Annotated in this window: 13 protein-coding genes; 9 read left to right on the top strand and 4 right to left on the bottom strand. The window is 72.5% G+C overall.

Annotated elements, in window-relative coordinates:
* The first annotated feature begins 5 nt into the window (after positions 1-5).
* On the top strand, positions 6-1,367 hold the full coding sequence (locus ACYU96_RS04455) for an NAD(P)/FAD-dependent oxidoreductase (protein ID WP_460749432.1): 1,362 nt from the start codon (positions 6-8) through the stop codon (positions 1,365-1,367).
* 77 nt (positions 1,368-1,444) lie between these two features.
* Here the strand turns inward: ACYU96_RS04455 and ACYU96_RS04450 are convergent, their stop codons facing one another.
* Entirely contained in the window at positions 1,445-2,389 is a 945-nt protein-coding gene (locus ACYU96_RS04450; protein ID WP_460749430.1) for an MIP/aquaporin family protein, read from the bottom strand.
* 200 nt (positions 2,390-2,589) lie between these two features.
* Between ACYU96_RS04450 and ACYU96_RS04445 the strand changes: the two genes are divergently transcribed.
* The 7 genes from ACYU96_RS04445 (at position 2,590) to ACYU96_RS04415 (ending at position 17,197) form a co-directional block, all read left to right on the top strand.
* Entirely contained in the window at positions 2,590-3,576 is a 987-nt protein-coding gene (locus ACYU96_RS04445; protein WP_460749427.1) for a malate dehydrogenase, read from the top strand.
* Between the two features lie 149 nt (positions 3,577-3,725).
* Positions 3,726-5,945: an NADP-dependent isocitrate dehydrogenase gene (locus ACYU96_RS04440; protein WP_460749424.1), complete on the top strand. Its 2,220-nt coding sequence runs from the start codon at positions 3,726-3,728 to the stop codon at positions 5,943-5,945.
* A 135-nt stretch (positions 5,946-6,080) separates the two neighbouring features.
* Positions 6,081-9,809, top strand: a complete 3,729-nt coding sequence (locus tag ACYU96_RS04435; RefSeq protein WP_460749421.1) for an ATP-binding cassette domain-containing protein — start codon at positions 6,081-6,083, stop codon at positions 9,807-9,809.
* Positions 9,810-9,835: 26 nt separating this feature from the next.
* Positions 9,836-10,336 (top strand): GNAT family N-acetyltransferase, encoded by a 501-nt coding sequence (locus tag ACYU96_RS04430; RefSeq protein WP_460749419.1) that lies wholly within the window; start codon positions 9,836-9,838, stop codon positions 10,334-10,336.
* A 28-nt stretch (positions 10,337-10,364) separates the two neighbouring features.
* Complete coding sequence (locus ACYU96_RS04425) at positions 10,365-11,018, top strand: dihydrofolate reductase family protein (RefSeq protein ID WP_460749416.1); 654 nt, start codon at positions 10,365-10,367, stop codon at positions 11,016-11,018.
* A 128-nt stretch (positions 11,019-11,146) separates the two neighbouring features.
* Entirely contained in the window at positions 11,147-16,717 is a 5,571-nt protein-coding gene (gene pulA, locus ACYU96_RS04420) for a pullulanase-type alpha-1,6-glucosidase (RefSeq protein ID WP_460749414.1), read from the top strand.
* Between the two features lie 117 nt (positions 16,718-16,834).
* Positions 16,835-17,197, top strand: coding sequence for a DUF4190 domain-containing protein (locus tag ACYU96_RS04415; protein ID WP_460749411.1), 363 nt, complete (start codon positions 16,835-16,837; stop codon positions 17,195-17,197).
* 115 nt (positions 17,198-17,312) lie between these two features.
* Here ACYU96_RS04415 and purU read toward each other — a convergent pair whose 3' ends face one another.
* On the bottom strand, positions 17,313-18,173 hold the full coding sequence (gene purU, locus ACYU96_RS04410; protein ID WP_460749409.1) for a formyltetrahydrofolate deformylase: 861 nt from the start codon (positions 18,171-18,173) through the stop codon (positions 17,313-17,315).
* 76 nt (positions 18,174-18,249) lie between these two features.
* Between purU and ACYU96_RS04405 the strand changes: the two genes are divergently transcribed.
* Positions 18,250-18,780, top strand: a complete 531-nt coding sequence (locus tag ACYU96_RS04405) for a GNAT family N-acetyltransferase (protein WP_460749406.1) — start codon at positions 18,250-18,252, stop codon at positions 18,778-18,780.
* A 46-nt stretch (positions 18,781-18,826) separates the two neighbouring features.
* Here the strand turns inward: ACYU96_RS04405 and ACYU96_RS04400 are convergent, their stop codons facing one another.
* Positions 18,827-19,594 (bottom strand): ATP-binding cassette domain-containing protein, encoded by a 768-nt coding sequence (locus ACYU96_RS04400; RefSeq protein ID WP_460749404.1) that lies wholly within the window; start codon positions 19,592-19,594, stop codon positions 18,827-18,829.
* Positions 19,591-20,775, bottom strand: coding sequence for an ROK family transcriptional regulator (locus tag ACYU96_RS04395; protein WP_460749401.1), 1,185 nt, complete (start codon positions 20,773-20,775; stop codon positions 19,591-19,593). Before ACYU96_RS04395 ends, ACYU96_RS04400 begins: the two co-directional genes overlap by 4 nt.
* Positions 20,776-20,838 lie beyond the last annotated feature (63 nt).

Here is a 20,838-nt window from a genome sequence, read left to right as displayed (position 1 = left end):
GGGGCATGCCAGGCTTGTCGATGCCCGCGAGCATCGTGATCATCGGTGCGGGGCTGGCCGGCGCGCAGACCGCCGCCGCCCTCCGCTCGCACGGGTTCGCCGGGCACCTGACCGTGCTCGGCGCGGAGGGCGTCCCTCCGTACGACCGACCGCCGCTGTCCAAGGAGCTGTTCAGCCGTACGGAACCGCTCTGGATCTCGGAGGACCTCGGCGTCGACCTGGACGTCCTGGCCGACGACGTGCGCCTCGACGACCCGGCCACCCGCCTGACCGTGACGCGGGAGGGCGTGTCCACCCGTGCGGCGTCGTCGGACACCATCGCCTCCGACGCCGTCGTACTGGCCTGCGGTGCCGAACCCGTGCAGCCGCCGGGCTGGGAGGCGGCCGCCGTGCTGCACACCCGCCGCGACGCCGAGGCGCTGCGGGCGCGGATCCGGCCCGGGGAACGGGTGGTGATCGTCGGTGCCGGCTGGATCGGTGCCGAGGTCGCGGGCGTCGCCGCCGGGGCGGGGGCGGACGTGACGGTTCTCGAGGCGGGTGCGTCGCCGCTCGAGCGGCAGCTCGGCGGGACGGTCGGGGCGCACCTCGCGCCGTGGTTCGCGGACGCGGGTGTCCGCCTGCTGACGCGCACCCCGGTCGAGAAGGTCTCCGACGACGGCGTGCGCACGGCCGCGGGCGAGCATCTCGGTGCGGACCTCGTGCTCGCCGCGGTGGGTGCACGGCCGGCGTCGGGCTGGCTGCGGGGCTCGCTCCCGCTCGATGCCCGCGGTGGCCTGCGCGTGAATCGCGCGGGCCGGCTGCTGGGGGTGTCCGTGCCGGGCGACCCCGCCGGGCGGCTGCATGCCGATGCGCTGAACCGGGTCTGGGCGGTGGGCGACATCGCCACCCGCGACCATCCCGTGTTCGGTGCGGTACCCGGTGGCCACTGGTCGGCGGCGCTGCACGACCCGGAGCGGACGGCACGTGCCCTGCTCGGCGTCGACGAGCGGCCCGCCGACACGGAGGGGGTGCGCGCCCGGCTCGGCCTGGCGCCGCTGCCCGCTCACGCGCCGTACGTGTTCAGCCGGCAGCTCGGACACGACCTCGCCCTCTTCGGGGTGCCGTCGCCGTTCGAGGTGGTCGCGTTCCGGGGGGACCCGGCCGACGACGGGCGGTGGGCGGCGTTCTACGTCGAGCACTCGATGGACCGGAACCCGAAGGTGACGGAGCAGGGCCACCATGTCGCGCGCGTCCGCGCCGCGCTGCTGGCGGACTCGCCGCGGGAGGTCGGTCAGGTGCGCAAGCTGATGAACCGCGCCGAACCGCTCGTCGTGGACCTGGAGAAGGTGATCGACCCGGGGGTCCGGCTGCGCGACGCGGTGCTCTGAACAGCCGCGCGGGACAGAACGGCCGAGGTGGTGCGTCCCGCCGGGACGCACCACCTCGGCCGTGTGCTGCGGAGCCGTCAGTCGTCGGACGTGGACCCGGACGTCTTCTTGGCGGAGGCGTCGTCGCCGGCCGTGTCGTCATCCACGTCGTCCACGTCGTCCTCGTCGTCGTCCTCGTCGTCGGACGCGTCGGCGGCGGGCTGCGCGCCGTACACGTCGACCTCGACGGGGGCGCCCTGCGAACCGAACGCGACGGCGAAGAGCGCCGCGATGCCCGCGCCCACCAGCGGCGCGAGCCAGAACATCCAGACCTGGCCGCTCACGCCGCCCCAGTCCTGGGCGAAGACCGCGGCGACGCTCGAGCGGACCGGGTTCATGCCGGCGCCGGCCACCGGGTAGGCCGTGATCGTGAGCGCGGCCAGGCCGAAGCCGCCGCCGGCGGCCATCATGGCGCGGTTCCGCGTGCCGACCGCCAGGGCGATACCGGCGAGCACGGCCGACACGACGACCTCGACGATGCCGGTCTGGAGCATGTTGAACGTCGCGCCGCCCTGCGAGAGCGTGTAGAGCGGGGAGTGGTCGCCCCAGCCGTTCGCGGCGTCGACGAACAGCCCGGCGGCGTTGTCCTTGCCGATCAGCTCGTGGAGCTTGTCGGGGAGCGTCGCGAAGACGACGGCGCCCGCGGCGAAGCCGCCGACGAGCTGGGCGATCCAGTACAGGGGGACCTCGGCCCAGGTCACGCGGCCCGCGATCGCCTGGGCGAGCGTGATGGCCGGGTTGAACCAGCCGCCGGACACGTGGCCCACGGCGATCAGCGCGGCCGCGTACGCGAAGCCGGCGGTCAGGGCGACACCGACGGCGCCCGTCGCGTTGAGGAAGTTGTACACGCTGATGCTCAGCACGCCGAGCACGAGGACGAAGGTCCCGAACGCCTCGGCGAGCAGGCGGGACAGCACGCCTGAGCCGGCGGGAGGGGAGGGGGCGTCGAGCGCGCCGTCGGACACGGCGTACGCGTTGGCCATGAGAAATGATCCTTTCGAGTGGCGCACGCGGGGTGCGTGCCGGGTCTCGGGGAGCATCTTGCCAGTAATGACCTGAACGAGACCTGAATGCGGCGAGGTGTGGCGCGCTGGTCACGGGCGGGGAACCGCCGGTCACGACTTGGTGAAAGATCTCGCGAGAGCACTGGGCACGGCCCCCGGATCGATGCAAGAGTGTGGCCATGACTGAACCCGTGAACGTCACCGTCACCGGAGCCGCTGGCCAGATCGGGTACGCGCTGCTCTTCCGCATCGCCGCGGGAGAGATGCTCGGCGCGGACGTGCCGGTACGGCTCCGACTGCTCGAGATCCCCCCGGCCGTCAGGGCCGCCGAGGGCACGGCCATGGAGCTGGACGACTGCGCCTTCGGCACGCTGGCGGGCATCGACATCTTCGACGATCCGGTCAAGGCGTTCGAGGGGGCCAGCGTCGGCCTCCTCGTCGGGGCGCGGCCGCGCGGCGCCGGCATGGAGCGGGCCGACCTGCTCGAGGCGAACGGCGGGATCTTCGGGCCGCAGGGCAAGGCGATCAACGACGGTGCGGCCTCGGACGTCAAGGTGCTCGTCGTCGGCAACCCGGCGAACACGAACGCGCTCATCGCGTCGGCCAACGCGCCGGACGTGCCCCGGGAGCGGTTCACGGCGATGACCCGGCTGGACCACAACCGCGCGCTGTCGCAGGTCTCGGCCCGGACCGGGACGCCGGTGAACCGGATCAGCGGCCTGACGATCTGGGGCAACCACTCCGCGACCCAGTACCCGGACCTGTTCCACGCGACGGTGGGAGACACCCCGGGTGCGCAGGTGGCTGCGGACCGCGAGTGGCTGACCGACACCTTCATCCCGACCGTCGCCAAGCGTGGCGCCGCGATCATCGACGCGCGCGGGGCGTCGTCGGCGGCATCGGCGGCGAACGCGGCGATCGAGCACGTGCGGGACTGGACGCGCGGCACCCGCGAGGGCGACTGGACCAGCGCCGGCGTGTACAGCCGCGGCGAGTACGGCGTGCCGGAGGGCCTGGTCTCCTCGTTCCCGGTGACGTCCGCCGGAGGGGACTGGCAGGTCGTGGAGGGTCTGGAGATCGACGCGTTCTCCCGCGAGCGGATCGACGCCTCCGTGGCGGAGCTGGTCGCGGAGCGCGATGCCGTGAAGGGGCTCGGGCTGATCTGAACCGGCGTCCACCGTCGCCGCCAGGACGGGGGACGACGCCGGCGGGCGGGCTTGTGAGTCTCGTTACCCGATGCCTCGATCCAGGTTTCGGCACGGTATCTTGATATCAAGAAATCGTCTGCCAACTGATCCAGGAGCCTGTTCTGCCCATGGCCAAGATCATCTACACCCACACGGACGAGGCGCCGATGCTGGCGACCTACTCCTTTCTCCCGATCGTCTCGGCCTACGCGGCCAAGGCGGGCGTGGAAGTCGAGACCCGCGACATCTCGCTGGCCGGCCGCATCGTCGCGCAGTTCCCGGACCGACTCACCGCGGAGCAGGCTCAGCCCGACGCGCTCGCCGAGCTCGGCGAGCTGGCGACGCAGCCGGACGCCAACATCATCAAGCTGCCCAACATCTCAGCCTCCGTGCCGCAGCTCAAGGCCGCGATCGCCGAGCTCCAGGGTCAGGGGTACGACCTCCCTGACTACCCGGAGGAGCCCGCCACGGACGAGGAGCGGGAGAACCGCGCCCGCTACGACCGGGTCAAGGGCTCGGCCGTGAACCCGGTGCTGCGCGAGGGCAACTCGGACCGCCGGGCCCCGGCGTCGGTCAAGAACTACGCCAAGGCGCACCCGCACCGCATGGGTGCCTGGTCGCCCGAGTCCCGGACCGCCGTCGCCACCATGGGCCAGGACGACTTCTTCTCGAACGAGAAGTCCGTGGTGATCCCCGCGGACGACACGCTGCGGATCGAGCACGTCGCCGCTGACGGCACCGTGACGGTGCTGCGCGAACGGCTCACGGTCGACGCGGGCGAGGTCTTCGACGGCACCTTCATGTCGGCGGCCGCGCTGGACGCGTTCCTGAGCGACGCGATCGCCAGGGCGAAGGCGGACGGCGTCCTCTTCTCCGCGCATCTCAAGGCCACGATGATGAAGGTCTCCGACCCGATCATCTTCGGCCACGTGGTCAAGACCTTCTTCAAGCCCGTCTTCGACGCGTACGAGGGCGACCTCGCCGCCGCCGGCCTGTCCGCCGACGACGGCCTCGGCACGATCCTCCCCGGCCTCGGGAACCTGCCGAACGGCGCCGAGATCCGCGCCGCGTTCGACGCCGCGCTCGCCGACGGCCCGGCGCTCGCCATGGTGAACTCCGACAAGGGCATCACCGGTCTGCACGTCCCGTCCGACGTCATCATCGACGCCTCCATGCCCGCGATGATCCGCAGCGGCGGCCACATGTGGGGCCCCGACGGCAACGAGGCCGACACGCTCGCCGTCATCCCCGACTCGTCCTACGCCGGCGTCTACCAGGCCGTCATCGACGACTGCAAGGCCAACGGCGCGCTCGACCCGGCCACCATGGGCTCCGTCCCGAACGTGGGCCTCATGGCCAAGAAGGCCGAGGAGTACGGCTCCCACGACAAGACCTTCGAGATCGCGGCCGCCGGCGTCGTGCGCGTCCTCGACAGCGCGGGCGGGACCGTCATGGAGCACCACGTCCAGCCCGGCGACATCTGGCGCGCCTGCCAGGCCAAGGACGTCGCGATCCGCGACTGGGTCAGGCTGGCCGTCACCCGTGCCCGCGCCACCGGCGTGCCCGCCGTGTTCTGGCTCGACGAGAACCGTGCGCACGACGCCCGCCTCATCGAGAAGGTCCGCGAGTACCTCGACGACGGCTCGTCCGGCGAGACCGGCGGTCTGACCCTCGAGATCATGGCGCCCGCCGAGGCCACCACCTACTCCCTGGAGCGCATCCGCAAGGGCGAGGACACCATCTCCGTCACCGGCAACGTGCTGCGCGACTACAACACCGACCTGTTCCCGATCCTCGAGGTCGGCACGTCGGCGAAGATGCTCTCCGTCGTCCCGCTGATGAACGGCGGCGGCCTCTTCGAGACGGGCGCCGGCGGCTCCGCGCCGAAGCACGTGCAGCAGCTCGTCGAGGAGGACTACCTGCGATGGGACTCGCTCGGCGAGTTCTTCGCCCTGGCCGCGTCCTTCGAGCACCTCGCGAAGTACACGGGTGACGCCCGCGCGCAGGTGCTCGCCGACACGCTCGACAAGGCGACCGGCACGTTCCTCGACCAGGACCGTTCCCCGGGACGCAAGCTCGGCACCGTCGACAACCGCGGCTCCCACTTCTACCTCGCCCTGTACTGGGCGAAGGAGCTCAGCGCCCAGTCCGACGACGCCGAGCTCGCCGCGGCGTTCACGCCCCTCGCGGAGAAGCTGAGCGCCGACGAGGAGACGATCGTCGCCGAGCTCGTCGCCGTCCAGGGCAAGCCCGCCGACATCGGCGGCTACTACCAGCCCGAGGACGAGAAGGCCTCGGCGGTCATGCGCCCCAGCGCGACCTTCAACGAGGCGCTCGCGGCGCTCTGACGGCCCGTGCCCTCCGCCCGCGCCGCCGGGACTCGGCGGCGCGGGCCGGGCAAAGAGAGGTCATCGATGTGACGTCCGTCTGCCTGTGGAAAAAGAGGCGGGGGATGTCGGTGTCCCGACGTAGCGTGAGCGGTGATGGCTCAGGCAACGATCACCCCACCGCAGCGCGCGTCCGAGACCCGGACCCCGCGTGTCGCTGACGACCCCGCGCGGCGGCTCGACTGGCGCAGGCTGAGCGGTCCTGTCGCGCTCGTCTCGCTGCTCGCGCTGGTGGTCGCGGTCACTGCTCAGGCCTACGGATCGGTCATCGCGGGCCGGCTCGCGGACGATGCGACGCTCGCCGGCGTCCTGCTGCTCGCCGTGTGCCTGGTCGGTGGCGCGTTCCTGGACAGCGCGGGGCAGGTGGCGTGGGCCGGGGTCACCGACCGTGCCGAGGGCAAGCTGCGCGGCGACCTGCTGCGCGCCGCCATGCACCAGCCGCTGAGCACGCTCAACGAGCAGGCGGTCGGCGAGATCCTGGACCGCGTCGACGACGACACGCACGCCGTCGGGCAGCTCGTGCGGCGCCAGCTGTGGGGTGCCGCGCGCTCCGTGATCGGGTCGGTGCCGATGTGGATCATCGCCGGCCTGACCTGGTGGCCCGCCTGGTTCCTGTTCCCGGTGCTCGTCGCGCTGACCGTGCTGCTCATCCGCGGCCTGCTGGGCCGGATCGTCGAGCTCAAGGTCGTCGAGGAGATCGCGTGGACCGACCACGCCGCCGCCTTCGAAGAGGCCGTCGCCGCCCGCGATGACCTGCGCACCAGTCTGGGCCGCGCCTTCGCGATCCGGCGCCTGGCGGGCCTGTCCGCCGAGGTGCATCGCAGGCTGGAGGCGGTCGTGAAGGTCGAGTCGGTGATGCTCCGGCGCGCCGGCGTGGTGCTGCACGCGATGCTCGCCGGCATCGCGGTGATCGGCGCGGCCCTGGCCGCCGACGGTGACCTGGGGACCGCCCGGCTCGTCACGCTGTTCTTGGTCACGGCCGGGTTCGTAGCCCAGACCGACATGCTGATCCATCACCTCCCGGACATCCAGGAAGGGCTGGGCGCGCTCACGCGGATCCGGCAGATGCTCGGCGTCGCGCCGGAGCCCGCGGGTGGCAGGTCCGTTCCCGAGCCGCCGCTGGACCTCGAGCTGCGCGACCTGAACTTCTCCTACGCCGAGGGGACGTTCGCCCTGCAGGACGTGGCCCTGACGGTACCCGCGGGCGAGACGATCGCCCTCGTGGGCCGTACCGGGTCCGGGAAGTCGACGCTGGCCGCGCTGCTGTCGCGGGCCGTGGAACCGCCGCGTGGCGCCGTGTTCCTGGGCGGCGTGGACGTGCGCGACCTCGACCTGCAGGAGCTGCGTGGTGCGGTCGGTGTGGTGACGCAGCGGACCGAGATCCTGGCCGGGACGCTCGCGGAGAACATCGCCCTCTTCGCCGACGTGCCCCGGGCGCAGATCGAGGCGGCCGTCGTCGAGCTCGGGCTGACCGACTGGACGGACGGCCTGCCCGACGGCCTGGACACCCTGCTCGGGCCGGGCGGTACCCGCCTCTCGGCGGGCGAGGAACAGCTCGTCGCGTTCGCCCGGCTGCTGGTGCGGCACGTCCAGGTGGTCGTGCTCGACGAGGCGACCGCGCGGATGGACCCGCTGACCGAGGCCCGCGTCGTGGCCGCTTCGGACCGCCTGCTCAGCGGGCGTACGGGCGTGCTGGTCGCGCACCGGCTCACCACCATCGAGCGTGCCGGTCACGTGGCCGTGCTGGACCATGGCAGGGTCGTGCAGCAGGGCCGGCGGGCCGAGCTCGTCAGCGCTCCCGGCCCGTTCCGCGACCTGCTGGCGGCGAGCGTCTCGCACGCCGCCGAGGACGGGCTGCTGGAGGAGGGCCCCGGTGAGGTCTCCCCGCAGGCTGTCGCGCCCGAGGCGGCCGGTGCGGCGTCGGCCGCGGGCATCGTGTCCGAGACCGTCCCCGGACCGGGCGCCACGGACCCGGACGACGTCCCTCCGGTCGCCGGCTCGGAGCGGGCTGCGGCGGGATCCGCCGCGTCGCCGTCGTCGGGCGACGTCGCCCTGGCCACGGCCGCAGGGACCGCGGTGACCGGGGCTGTCGGGACCAAGCGGCGCCGCGGGGCCCCGCCGAAGGTCCACGATCCTGGTGACGGGCCCAGCCTCGCGCGCACGGTCCTGCACGCGGTCTTCATCCGCCCGGCCTGGGGCGTCTTCGGTGTCGTGCTGTTCCTGACGTTCAGCATGATCAACGCCGCCGGAGTGCTCACCACCTTCCTGTGGGGCCGCATCGTGGAGGGCATCGACTCCGGCGGGGGCATCCCGCTGGCCGAGTTCATCGGACTGCCGGTGCTGCTCGTCGCGTCACCGATCATGCTCGCCCACGCCATCTACGTGTACCCGAAGTGGTGGATCGACATCCTGCTCCGCGTGCGGATGTCCGTCATGGCCGGGCAGACCAAGCAGCGGCGGCTGCCTGCCGCGCCGCCCGGAGAGATCGTCGCCCGCGCGATGGACGCCGACCGGTTCGTGAACTACACGGACCGCTGGATCGACTTCGTCAACGGCCTCATCGTGGTCGCGGTCGCGACCCTGGTCGGCGGCTCCTGGCTGGTCGGCGCGGTGCTGCTGAGCGTCATGGCGATCTCGGCCGCGGCCTCGGCGATCGGACGGCCCATCGCCGGGCGGTCCGCGACGAAGTCCTCGGCGGCCCGCGCCCGGTTCGGCCGCGCGCTCGTCTCCGCGCTCGACTCGGCACGGACGGTCAAGCTCGCCGCCCGGACCCCCGAGGTGCACGCGCACCTGCGGCAGGTCGACGGCGGGCGGGTCAAGGCGGCCGTCTTCGAGCACCGCGTCCAGGCGGTGCTGGAAGGCGTCCCCGGCATCGTGCTGCAGAGCGGCGTCGTCGTCGCGTGGGCCCTGCTCCTGCAAGGTACCTGGGGCCTGGCGACCACCCTGATGGTGGCCGGTGCCGTCGCCGGGTTCGGCTGGTTCGGCATGGTCGCGGGCATGGTGATCACCGAGGCGCCCGGCACGCGGAACTGGCAGAAGGCGACCAGCCGGTTCGCCGGCGGCGTCGACCTGATCGACCAGCCCGACGGTGTCGACCTTCCCACCGGCACCGCGCCCGATCCGGCGCCGGGGCCGCGTGCGCCCCTGGAGCACATCGAGCTGCGCGGCCTCACCGCCGTGCACGACGACGGGACGATCGGCGTGTCCGACGTCGACCTCACCGTCCGGCGCGGCGAGCTCGTGCTGCTGCTCGGCCAGGTCGGCGCGGGCAAGTCCAGCCTGCTCTCCTCCATGGCCGGCCTCATGGAGCACACCGGCGAGATCCGCTGGAACGACACCGAGGTGACGGACGCGCAGACGTTCCTGCGGCCCGGTCAGGTCGCCTACGTCGCCCAGGTCCCGCGTGTGCTCTCGGGGACGTTCGCGGACAACGTGCGGCTCGACCACGAGCGCGAGCTCGACGGCCCGGTCGAGGCCGCCCGGCTCACCCCGGACATCGCCGATGCCGGCGGCGCCCACTCCCTGGTGGGCCACCGCGGCGTGCGGCTGTCCGGCGGTCAGGTGCAGCGCCTCGCGCTCGCCCGGGCGCTCGCGGCCGACGCCGAGCTGCTGCTCGCCGACGACGTGTCGTCCGCCCTGGACGCAGCGACGGAGATCGAGCTGTGGGCGGCGCTCCGCGAGCGTGGCACCACCGTCATCGGCGCGACGTCGAAGCGAGCCGCACTGGCCCGCGCCGACCGTGTCGTCGTCCTGGACGCGGGCGGGGTGGCCGCGGTCGGCCCGTGGCGCGACCTGGCCCCCCGGTGGAGCCACCTGGCGGGCTGATCGTCCGGGCGCTATACCGTTGCGCTGTGGACATCGGCTTCCGGGACGCGCTCCGTGAGGATCTGCCGCGCATCGTCGAGCTGATCGCCGACGACGCCGTAGCGGCTCGGCGGACCGGCGCGTCCGGCGACGCGCACCTGCGCGGATTCGAGGCGATCCAGGCCAGCCCGGACAACGAGCTGGTCGTCGCCGTGCGGGACGGCGACGCCCCGCACGGCGACGAGGACGTGGCAGTCCGGGGCGGCGAGGTGGTCGGGTGCATGCAGCTCACCTACGTCCCGGGCATCTCGCGCAACGGCGCGGTCCGGCTGCTCGTCGAGGCGGTCCGCGTCGACGCCGCCCTCCGCGGTCAGGGCGTCGGCCGCCTCCTGATGGAGCACGCCCACGACCGCGGCCGTGCTCGCGGCTGCGTCCTCGCCCAGCTCACGAGCGACAAGCGGCGTCCGGAGGCGCACCGCTTCTACCGCTCTCTCGGCTACGCCCCGTCGCACGAGGGGTTCAAGCTCCCGCTGTCCCCCGAGCGGTGAGTTCCCGACGGCGGCATCGTCTGTACCGATGACCCGCCGCCCGGCGGGTCCGGGCAGCACACAGGAGGACTTCACGATGGCCAAGATCATCTCCAGCATGTTCATCGCGCTCGACGGCGTGGTCGAGGTCGGCGAGGGCGAGTGGCACTTCCCCTACTTCGACGAGCACCTCGGCGCCGCCGTCACCAAGACGCACGAGGCGCCGCGCATGATCTTCGGCCGCGTCACCTACGAGAGCTTCGCGGGCGCGTGGCCTGAGCGGGAGCTGGCCGGGGAGGACGACGCCCAGATGGCCAAGGACCTCGGCGACAAGCGGAAGTACGTGGTCTCCCACCAGAAGCTCGACTTCACGTGGCGCAACTCCGAGCAGCTCGGGGGCGAGCTCGTCGAGGCGGTCACCCGGCTCAAGGAAGAGCCCGGTGACATCTTCCTGTCGGGCTCGCCGTCGGTGGTGCGTCAGCTGATCGCCGCCGGTCTGCTCGACGAGCTCCACCTGTTCGTGCACCCTGTCCTCGCAGGTGGCGGCCTGGGGCGGCTGTTCCCCGAGGACGGTCCCACCGTCCCGCTCGCGCTCACGCACTCGGAGGCGTTCCCGACCGGCATGCTCTACCTGGTCTACGAGCCCCGGTCGGAGCTCCCCGGCGGCACGTTCGGCGACGCCAAGGAGCACATCGCGCACTGACCGGCCCGGCGGCGGGCGTTCCGCTCCGGCGGCCCTCGGCCAGGCCTCCGTGATCGTCGCGACGCTTGCTGCAAATTCTTGCAAGCGTTACAGTCGCGGAGGTCCTCGAGGACGACGAAGGAGTCTCCATGCCTGCCGCACCCCCTGCCCGCACGCCCCGACCAGGGCCGGAACACCTACGCCCACACCGCCCGGCGACGCCCGGTGCGCTCCGTCGTCCGACGGCGCTCGCTGCGGCCGCGTCCCTGCTCGCCGTCACCGGTCTCGGCGCCGTGTCGGCCACCGCGGGCACGGCGGCCGCGGCCGAGACCGCGGCCGGTTCCGCGACCCTCGTCGGCGACCTGCAGACCGCGCTCGGCTGCGCCGAGAACTGGGACCCCACCTGCCAGGACTCCACCCTGACGCCCGTCGGCGACGGCACGTTCACCGCGGAGGTCGATCTCCCGGCCGGCACCTACGAGTACAAGGTCGCCCTCGACGGCTCCTGGGACGAGTCGTACGGTCCGGGTGGCGGCGACGACAACGGGCCGCTCCACCTCGACGGCCCGGCCACGGTCCGCGTCACCTACGACGACACCACCCGCCGCACGTCCCTCACCCCGCTGGACCTCGCGGGCGACTACTCCGGGGCCGACGACGCCCTCGTCGCCCCGCCGGTCCGCCAGCCCGGCTCCGACGAGCGCTTCTACTTCGTCATGACCGACCGGTTCGCCAACGGCGACCCCACGAACGACACGGGCGACCTCGACGGCGACCGCCTCGAGACCGGCTTCGACCCCACGGACAAGGGCTTCTACCAGGGTGGCGACCTCGCGGGCCTGGCCGAGAACCTCGACTACGTCGAGGGCCTGGGCACGACGGCGATCTGGCTCACCCCCAGCTTCCTCAACCGCCCCGTCCAGGGCTCGGGAGACGACGTCAGCGCCGGCTACCACGGCTACTGGATCACCGACTTCACGCGGATCGACCCGCACCTGGGCACCAACGCGGAGCTGGCGGCCCTGATCGACGACGCCCACGCGCGCGGCATCAAGGTCTACTTCGACATCATCACGAACCACACCGCCGACGTCGTCGACTACGAGGAGGGCACCTACGACTACGTCGACCAGGCGACCAGCCCGTACCTCGACGCCGACGGCAACGTCTTCGACCCGGCCGACCACGCCGGCACCGGTGACTTCCCGGCTCTCGACGCCGCCACGAGCTTCCCGTACACCCCGGTGGTCGCGGACGAGGACGCGGACCTCAAGGTCCCGGCCTGGCTCAACGACCCGACGCTGTACCACAACCGGGGCAACTCGACGTGGGAGGGCGAGTCCGTCACCTACGGCGACTTCTCCGGCCTGGACGACCTCATGACGGAGCACCCGACGGTCGTGAACGGCATGGAGGAGATCTACGAGGCGTGGGTCGACCTCGGCATCGACGGGTTCCGCATCGACACGGCGAAGCACGTCAACCCGGAGTTCTGGGAGGAGTGGTCCACCGCGATCCAGGACTACGCGCACGCCCGGGGCAAGGACGAGTTCTTCACTTTCGGCGAGGTCTACGACGCCGACGCCGCCAAGACGTCCCCGTACGTGCGGGACACCGACATGTCCTCGGTGCTGGACTTCTCGTTCCAGGCCGCGGCCACGAGCTACGCCGGCGGCAACAGCGCCCGGCGCCTCGCGGACCTCTTCGCGAGCGACGACCGCTACACGACGCCGGACTCCTCGTCCACGGCACTGCCGACGTTCCTCGGCAACCACGACATGGGGCGCGTCGGGTACCTGCTCGCCGGCTCCGACGAGCCGCTGCAGCGCGACGAGCTCGCCCACGAGCTGATGTACCTGACCCGCGGCCAGCCCGTGGTCTACTACGGCGACGAGCAGGGGTTCGCCGGCTCCGGCGGCGACAAGGACGCGCGCCAGACGCTCTTCGCCACGCAGGTCGACGAGTACGCGGACCAGCCGCTCGTCACCGGCGAGCAGGCAGGCAGCCAGGACCGCTACGACACGACGGCCCCGCTCTACGAGCACATCGCGGCCCTCGCCACGCTCCGCGAGGAGCACACGGCCCTCGCGACGGGCGCGCAGGTCGAGCGCCACGCGGCCGACGGCGCGGGCGTCTACGCCTTCTCCCGCGTGGACCGCCAGGAGAAGATCGAGCACCTGGTCGGGCTGAACAACGCGGCCCAGGAGGCGACGGCGTCGTTCACGACCCTGACGCCGGGCGCCTCCTACGAGGTGCTCTACGACGGCGGCGCGGGCGCCGAACCGGTCACGGCGGACGAGTCCGGCGAGGTCACCCTCACCGTCGCGGCCCGCTCGGCCGTCGTCCTCGTCGCCGACCGGCAGGTCGCCGCGGACACCAGCGGGGAGATCGTCGTCGTCCCCGGCACGGGTTCCCGTGCAGGCGCCGCCATGACCGGCACGGCGCCGGTCGCCGCGTCGATCGACGACTCCTGGGCGGAGACCTCGTTCGCGTGGCGCGCCGTCGGCACCGAGGAGTGGACCGCGCTCGGCACCGCCGAGAGCACCAGCCCGCGCGTCTTCCACGACACGTCCGGTCTCCCCGACGGCACGCTCGTCGAGTACCGCGCCGTCACGCAGGACGCCGACGGCGACCGCGCTGCCGCGAGCTCGTTCGGGTCCGTGGGCGTGGACGTGAGCGGCGTCGCGGACGACGGCGGCACCGACCCGGGGGACCTGATGGTCACCGTGCCCGGCAGCCACAATTCCGAGATGGGCTGCGCCGGCGACTGGACGCCGGACTGCGAGGCCGCCCGCCTCGTCCTGCAGGACGACGGCACCTACGCCGGGACCTTCGAGATCCCGGCCGGCAGCTACGAGTTCAAGGTCGCGGTCGGCGGGTCCTGGGCCGAGAACTACGGGGTCGACGGCGAGCGCGACGGCGCCGACGTCCCGTACACGACGGGCGGCGGCGAGGTCACCTTCACCTGGGACCCGGAGACGAAGGTCCCGGCGGTCGAGAGCGGGGAGCCGGGCACGCCCGGCGAGGGGCAGCAGGCCGCCCACTGGGTGCGCGAGGACGTCGTGCTGGTGCCCGCCGACGGCTTCGGCGCGGGCGACGACTGGCGTCTGGTCGCCGGTGACGAGGCCGGCGCCGCCGCGTCGTCGTACACCCTGCGTCCGGGCGACATGCCCGCCGACGTCGCCGAGGACTTCCCGCACCTGGCCGGCCACCAGGCCCTGGTGGCCGACGGCATGGACCGTAGGTCGGCGGCGGCGGCCTTGCGGGGGCCGGTGCGGGTGGAGCGGTACGACGCCGACGGCGAGACGCCCGGCACGCCCACCGCCACGACGGGCGTCCAGCTCCCGGGCGTGCTCGACGACCTGTTCGCCACGGACCGCGAGCTGGGCGTGACCTGGCGTGGGCCGAAGAAGGCGGCCTTCGCGCTGTGGGCGCCGACGGCGCGCTCGGTCACGTTGCAGGCGTGGCCCCGGGGCGCTGCGCTCGACGACGAGCCGAGCCGGTTCGAGATGCGGAGGCAGCGGGACGGCGCCTGGACGTTCGACCCGTCGGGTCCCGGGCACCACGGCGGCAAGGCCGCCAGGAAGCTCGGCTGGTCCGGCGCGCACTACCGGTTCGAGGTCGAGGTCTACGTGCCGTCGACGGGCCAGGTCGAGACCAACGTGGTCACCGACCCGTACTCGGTGGGGCTCGCGCTCGACTCGACGCACTCGGTCGCGGTGAACCTGGACGACCGGCGCTGGCGTCCGGCGCAGTGGCGCCGCACCCCGGCGCCGGTGGTGGAGCGCCCCGTGGACCAGACGATCTACGAGCTGCACGTGCGCGACTTCTCGATCGCGGACGAGACGGTGCCGGCCGCGCTGCGCGGCACCTACGGGGCGTTCGGCGTCGCGGGCTCGGACGGCATGACGCACCTGCGCGACCTGGCCGACGCCGGGCTGACCGGTGTGCACCTGCTGCCGACGTTCGACATCGCCACGATCCCCGAGGACCGGGACGCGCAGGCGACGACGGGCGACCTGTCCGGCTTCGCGCCGGACGGCACCGAGCAGCAGGCGGCGGTCGCGGAGATCCAGGCCGACGACGGCTTCAACTGGGGCTACGACCCGTACCACTTCACGACGCCCGAGGGCTCGTACGCGCGGCACGCCGACGGCGGCGCGCGGGTCGCGGAGTTCCGCGGCATGGTCGGGTCGCTGCACGACGCCGGGCTCCAGGTGATCCTGGACCAGGTGTTCAACCACACGACGGCGTCGGGTCAGGCGGACACGTCCGTGCTGGACCGCGTGGTGCCGGGCTACTACCACCGGCAGAACGCGGTGACGGGCGACGTCGAGACGTCGACCTGCTGCCAGAACCTGGCCACCGAGCACGCGATGGGCGAGCGGCTCATGGTCGACTCCGTGGTGACCTGGGCGGGCGACTACCGCGTGGACGGTTTCCGCTTCGACCTCATGGGCCACCACTCGAAGGAGAACCTGCTCGCGGTCCGCGAGGCGCTGGACGCCCTGACGCCCGAGGACGACGGCGTCGACGGGTCGGCCGTCTACCTGTACGGCGAGGGCTGGGACTTCGGCGAGGTCGCGGGCGGCGCCCGCTTCGAGCAGGCCACGCAGGGCAACCTCGGCGGGACCGGCATCGGGACCTTCAGCGACCGGTTGCGGGACGCGATGCACGGCGGGTCGCCCGTGGACGGCTCCTCGCTGTTCCAGCAGGGCGTCGGGACGGGCCTGTTCACGGACCCGAACGGCCGCGAGGCCGCCCTGGGCGACGCCGGGTCGGTGAACGACGGCGGCGCCGACGAGGCCGCCGACCTCGCGCACCAGACGGACCTGGTGAAGCTGGGGCTCGCGGGAAACCTGCGCGACTTCGAGCTCGTCGGCTCCGACGGCGAGGTCCGGCGTGGTGACGAGATCGACTACCGGGGCTCGCCCGCAGGCTACGCGGACTCGCCGGAGGAGGTCATCACCTACGTCGACGCGCACGACAACGAGACGCTGTTCGACCTCCTCGCGCTCAAGCTGCCGGCCGGCACGCCGATGGACGAGCGGGTGCGCATGAACAGCCTGACCCTCGCGACCACGGCCCTGGCGCAGACGCCGTCGTTCTGGCACGCCGGGACGGACCTGCTGCGGTCCAAGTCGCTGGACCGGAACTCGTACGACTCGGGGGACTGGTTCAACGCCATCGACTGGTCGGGGCAGGACAACGGCTTCGGCCGCGGGCTGCCCCTGGCCGCCGACAACGAGGACACGTGGCAGCACCTGTCGCCGCTGCTGGCGGACCGCGCGCTGGCGCCGTCGCCGGACGACATCGGCCTGGCGTCCGCGCAGGCCGCGGAGCTGCTGGAGCTGCGCGGCTCGACGGACCTGCTGCGGCTCGGTTCCGCGGACCTGATCCAGGAGAAGGTCACCTTCCCGGGGACGGCCGCGGGAGCGGGCGCGGAGGACCTGCCGGGCGTGATCGCGATGTCGATCGACGACCTGGCCGGCACCACCGACGTCGACCCGTCCCTGGACGGCGCGCTCGTCGTGTTCAACGCGTCGCCGCAGGACGCCGTGGTCGAGCTGCCAGAGCTGTCCGGTCGCGACTTCCTGCTCTCGCCCGTCCAGTCGGACGGTGCGGACGCCGTCGTCCGGGAGACCACGTGGGACGCCGGGCCGGGCACGGCGGCCGTCCCGGCCCGGACGGTGGCTGTTCTGCTCGACCCGACGAGCTGAGGACCCAGCGGTGGGGAGAACTCCCCATCCCTGGGTGATTATCGCGCGGAACGTAGCAACGTGGCCGTTCTTGTGGCATTCTCCGGCACGAGAACCATCCGTATATGAGAGGAAAACATGACGTACTCCGATTCCGGGCAGCCGCCGCAGGCACCCCAGTCCTACGGCCAGCCCATGGCCGGCGCGGAGGATCCCGGTAAGACGATGGGCGTCGTCGGACTCGTCCTGGCGATCCTTCTTCCGCTGGTCGGCCTGATCGTGTCGATCATTGCGCGGAACAAGTCCAAGGAGGCCGGTTTCCAGAACGGCATGGCGAAGGCGGGCATCATCGTCAGCATCGTCCTGATGGCGCTGGGCATCATCGTGGGTGTTGTCGTCGGCATCGTCGGCGCGGGTGCGATCGGGCAGCTCGCGGAGGTCTGTGCGGACCTCGGCCCGGGTGACCACGTGGTCGACGGCGTGACGTACAACTGCAGCTGACGCTCTTCAGCACCTGACGCGCCACGTCGCGTCAGCACGCCGGGTGCACGGTCTCGGGCGGGTCCGACCCGCCCGAGACCGTGCACCCAGTTGTTTCCGGGCACGAACAGCGCGGTCAGCGGAACACCACCGTGCGGCGGCCGTCCAGGAGGACCCGGTGCTCGGCGTGCCAGCGGACCGCGCGGGCCAGGGTGCGGCGCTCCGTGTCCTCTCCGACGCGCACCAGGTCCTCGATGGCGTGCGAGTGGTCGACGCGCTCCACGTCCTGCTCGATGATCGGCCCCTCGTCCAGGTCTCCCGTGACGTAGTGGCTGGTGGCTCCGATGATCTTGACGCCGCGGTCGTGTGCCTGCCGGTACGGGCCCGCGCCCTTGAACGACGGCAGGAACGAGTGGTGGATGTTGATGATCTTCCCGGAGTGGTCGCGGCACATCTCGTCCGACAGGATCTGCATGTAGCGCGCCAGCACCACCAGCTCGGCGTCGGTCTCCTGGATCAGCGTCCGGAGCGTCGCCTCGGACTCGGCCTTCGTGTCGCGGGTGACGGGCACGTGGTGGAACGGCTTCCGGTAGAAGTCGGCGATGTCCTCGAGGTCACGGTGGTTGCCCACCACGCCGACGACGTCGATCGGCATGTGCTGCGACCGTTCCCGGTACAGCAGGTCGACCAGGCAGTGCGCGGCCTTCGACACGAGCACGAGGGTCCGCATCGGCCGCCCGACCACGTCGAGGTTCCACGTCATGTCGAACCGGGCCGCGAGCCCGGCGACCGCCGCCGCCAGGTCCTCCCGCGACGTCGCGGCCTCCACCTGGACTCGCATGAAGAAGCGTCCCGAGTACGGGTCTCCGAACTGCTGGGACTCCGTGATGTTCCCGCCGTGCTCGACGAGCAGGCCCGCGACGGCGTGCACGATGCCGGGCCCGTCGGGGCAGGAGAGCGTGAGGATCCAGTGGGTCGTCCCGGAGTGCGAGGTCACCCGGGCAGCGTATGTCCGACGAGGCCCGGGTGCGCGCACGTTCCACTCGACGGCGGTTCTCTGCGACCATTGCCCCATGAGCGACGCACCCACGACGATTGCCCTGGTCGAGGACGACCAAGCGGGCGAGCTCCTCACCCTCCGCCGAGCCGCGTTCGTCACGGAGGCGCAGCTGTACGACGACCCGAACATCCCGCCGCTCACGCAGACGCTGCACGAGCTGCGCGAGGACATGGCCCGCGACGACATCGTGACCGTCGGCGCGTGGGAGGGGCATCGCCTGATCGGCTCGATCCGCGTGGAGCTGGAGGGGCAGAAGGCCACGCTGGGGCGCCTCGCCGTCGCACCCGACCAGCAGGGCCGCGGGATCGGCACGCAGATGCTGGTCGCCGTCGCGCCGTACCTGCCCCCGCAGATCACCGAGGTCTGGGTGTTCACCGGCAAGGACTCGAAGCAGAACCTGTCGCTCTACACGAAGCACGGCTACGAGCAGCAGTTCGACCAGGCCGCCGGCGACCTGACCTACACGTACCTCCGCCGGGTCCTGGGCGCGGTCGAGGTCAAGGACGAGACCACCGAGGCCGAGGACGAGACGGCGGCGAGGTAGCGAGGCGGGAGGCCGGCCGCGGAGGCTGTGCTGCTCCGGCCCGGACCTACTTCGCCGTGGATCTGCGGGGGATGCGGGTGGCGCCGGTGATGGCGGCCACCACCGTCTCGTGGGTCGCCTCCGAGGCCGGGAACGAGCCGTTGTTGTGGCCGTGGCGCAGCACCTCGACGCGGTCGGCGACCGCGAGGACGTCGGCCAGGTTGTGGCTGATGAGGATCACGCCGTGCCCGAGGTCCCGCAGGGACTGGACGTGGGTGAGGACCTCGGCGGTCTGTGCCACGGACAGCGACGCCGTCGGCTCGTCGAGCACGACGACCTTGGGCGAGCCGAGCTGCGTGCGCGCGATCGCCACGGTCTGCCGCTGCCCGGCGGACAGTGCCGCCACCGGCGTCCGCACGGACGGGATGCGGGAGGTGAGCGACGCGAGGATCTCGCGCGCCCGGTTCTCCATCGCGGCCTCGTCGAGCCCGATCCCGCCCTTGCCGGAGAGCTCCTGACCGAGGTACAGGTTCTGCACCACGTCGAGGTTCTCGGCCAGGGCGAGGTCCTGGAAGACGGTCGCCACGCCGAGGGCGCGGGCCGCCGCGGGGGAGCCGGGCGGCAAGGGGTTCCCCTCCACGCTGACGGTCCCGGCGTCGGGCGCGAGGACGCCCGCGACGACCTTGGCGAGCGTGGACTTGCCGGCGGCGTTGTCGCCGACGAGGGCGACGACCTCGTGCGGGTGCACATCCAGGTCGACGCCGTCGAGCGCGCGCACGGGCCCGAAGGACTTGTGGATACCGTGCGCGGAGAGCACGGGCTGGAAGCCGGTCACGTCGTCGTGCCTCCTCCTGACAGTTCGATCTCGGTCTGGCGGCGCGCCAGGGCGAGCGCGCCCAGTATGTCGGCTCGTTCGCCGAGCTCACCAGCGACCACGGGGACGGTCCCGCGCATCGACGGTACGGTGCGGGCGGCGACGGCGTCACGCAGGGGGCCGAGGAGCACGTCCCCGGCCGCGGCGAGCTCGCCACCGACGACGACGATCTCCGGCCCGAGCGCGGTGACCAGGTCGCCGACCACCTCGCCGACGGCACGGCCGGCGTCGGCCAGGACGCGGCGGCAGCCCAGGTCGCCGGAACCCGCGCGGGCCAGCAGGTCGTTGACGGTGAGCTCGCCGTGGCTGGCCCGGAGCAGCCCGAGCAGGACCGTCGCACCGACCACGGTGTCCAGGCAGCCCCGGTTGCCGCAGCGGCAGACCGGCCCGGACGGGTCGACCTGCACGTGCCCGATCTCGCCGGCGGTCCCGTCGCGTCCGCGGTGGACGCGGCCGTCGAGCAGGATCCCGGCGGACGTGGTGTGCCCGACGCGCACGTGGACGACGTCGTGCTTCCCGCGCGCCGCGCCGAGGTCTTGCTCGGCGATCGCCCCGAGGTTGGCGTCCTTGTCGCCGTGCACGGGGCGCGCGATGCGGCGGGAGAGGACCCGCGCGAGTTCCGTGTCCTCCCAGCCGCGCAGGGCGCCGCGGACGGTGAGCTCGCCGGTCGCGGCGTCGACCGGGGCGGGGAGCGCGAGACCGAGCGCGAGCAGTTCGTCGACGTCGGCCCCCACCTGCTCGAGGAGGTCCATGACGAGCAGCGCGGAACGGTCGAGCGTGGTGTCGACGCGGTGGTCGAGCGGCAGGGGCAGGTACTGGTCGGCGACGACGTCGAGCGCGAGATCGCTCAGCGCGACGCGCAGGGACCGCGGCCCCACCTGGACGCCCGCCACGAGGCCGAGCTGCCGGGCCATGGTCACGCGCGTCGCGCGGCGGCCGGAGCGGGACGTGGAGTGCGTCTCGACGACACCTGCGGCGAGGAGCTCGCGCACGATCGTGGACACGGTGGCCGTGGAGACGCCGGTGGCCGCGGCGAGCTCGACCTGGGTCAGCCCGCCGTACCGTTTCACCGCGTCGACGATGCGGGCCCGGTTCGCCTCCCGCATGGAGGTCGCGGAACCGGGCGTTCGGCTCCTGGTCACGCTGGGACTCTAACCTGAACGGTCGGCGATCCTTGTGTTAGGGACTCGAACACAATCAGGTCA

The organism is Myceligenerans cantabricum (assembly GCF_054777735.1).
This window is presented reverse-complemented; position numbering and strand designations above follow the sequence as displayed.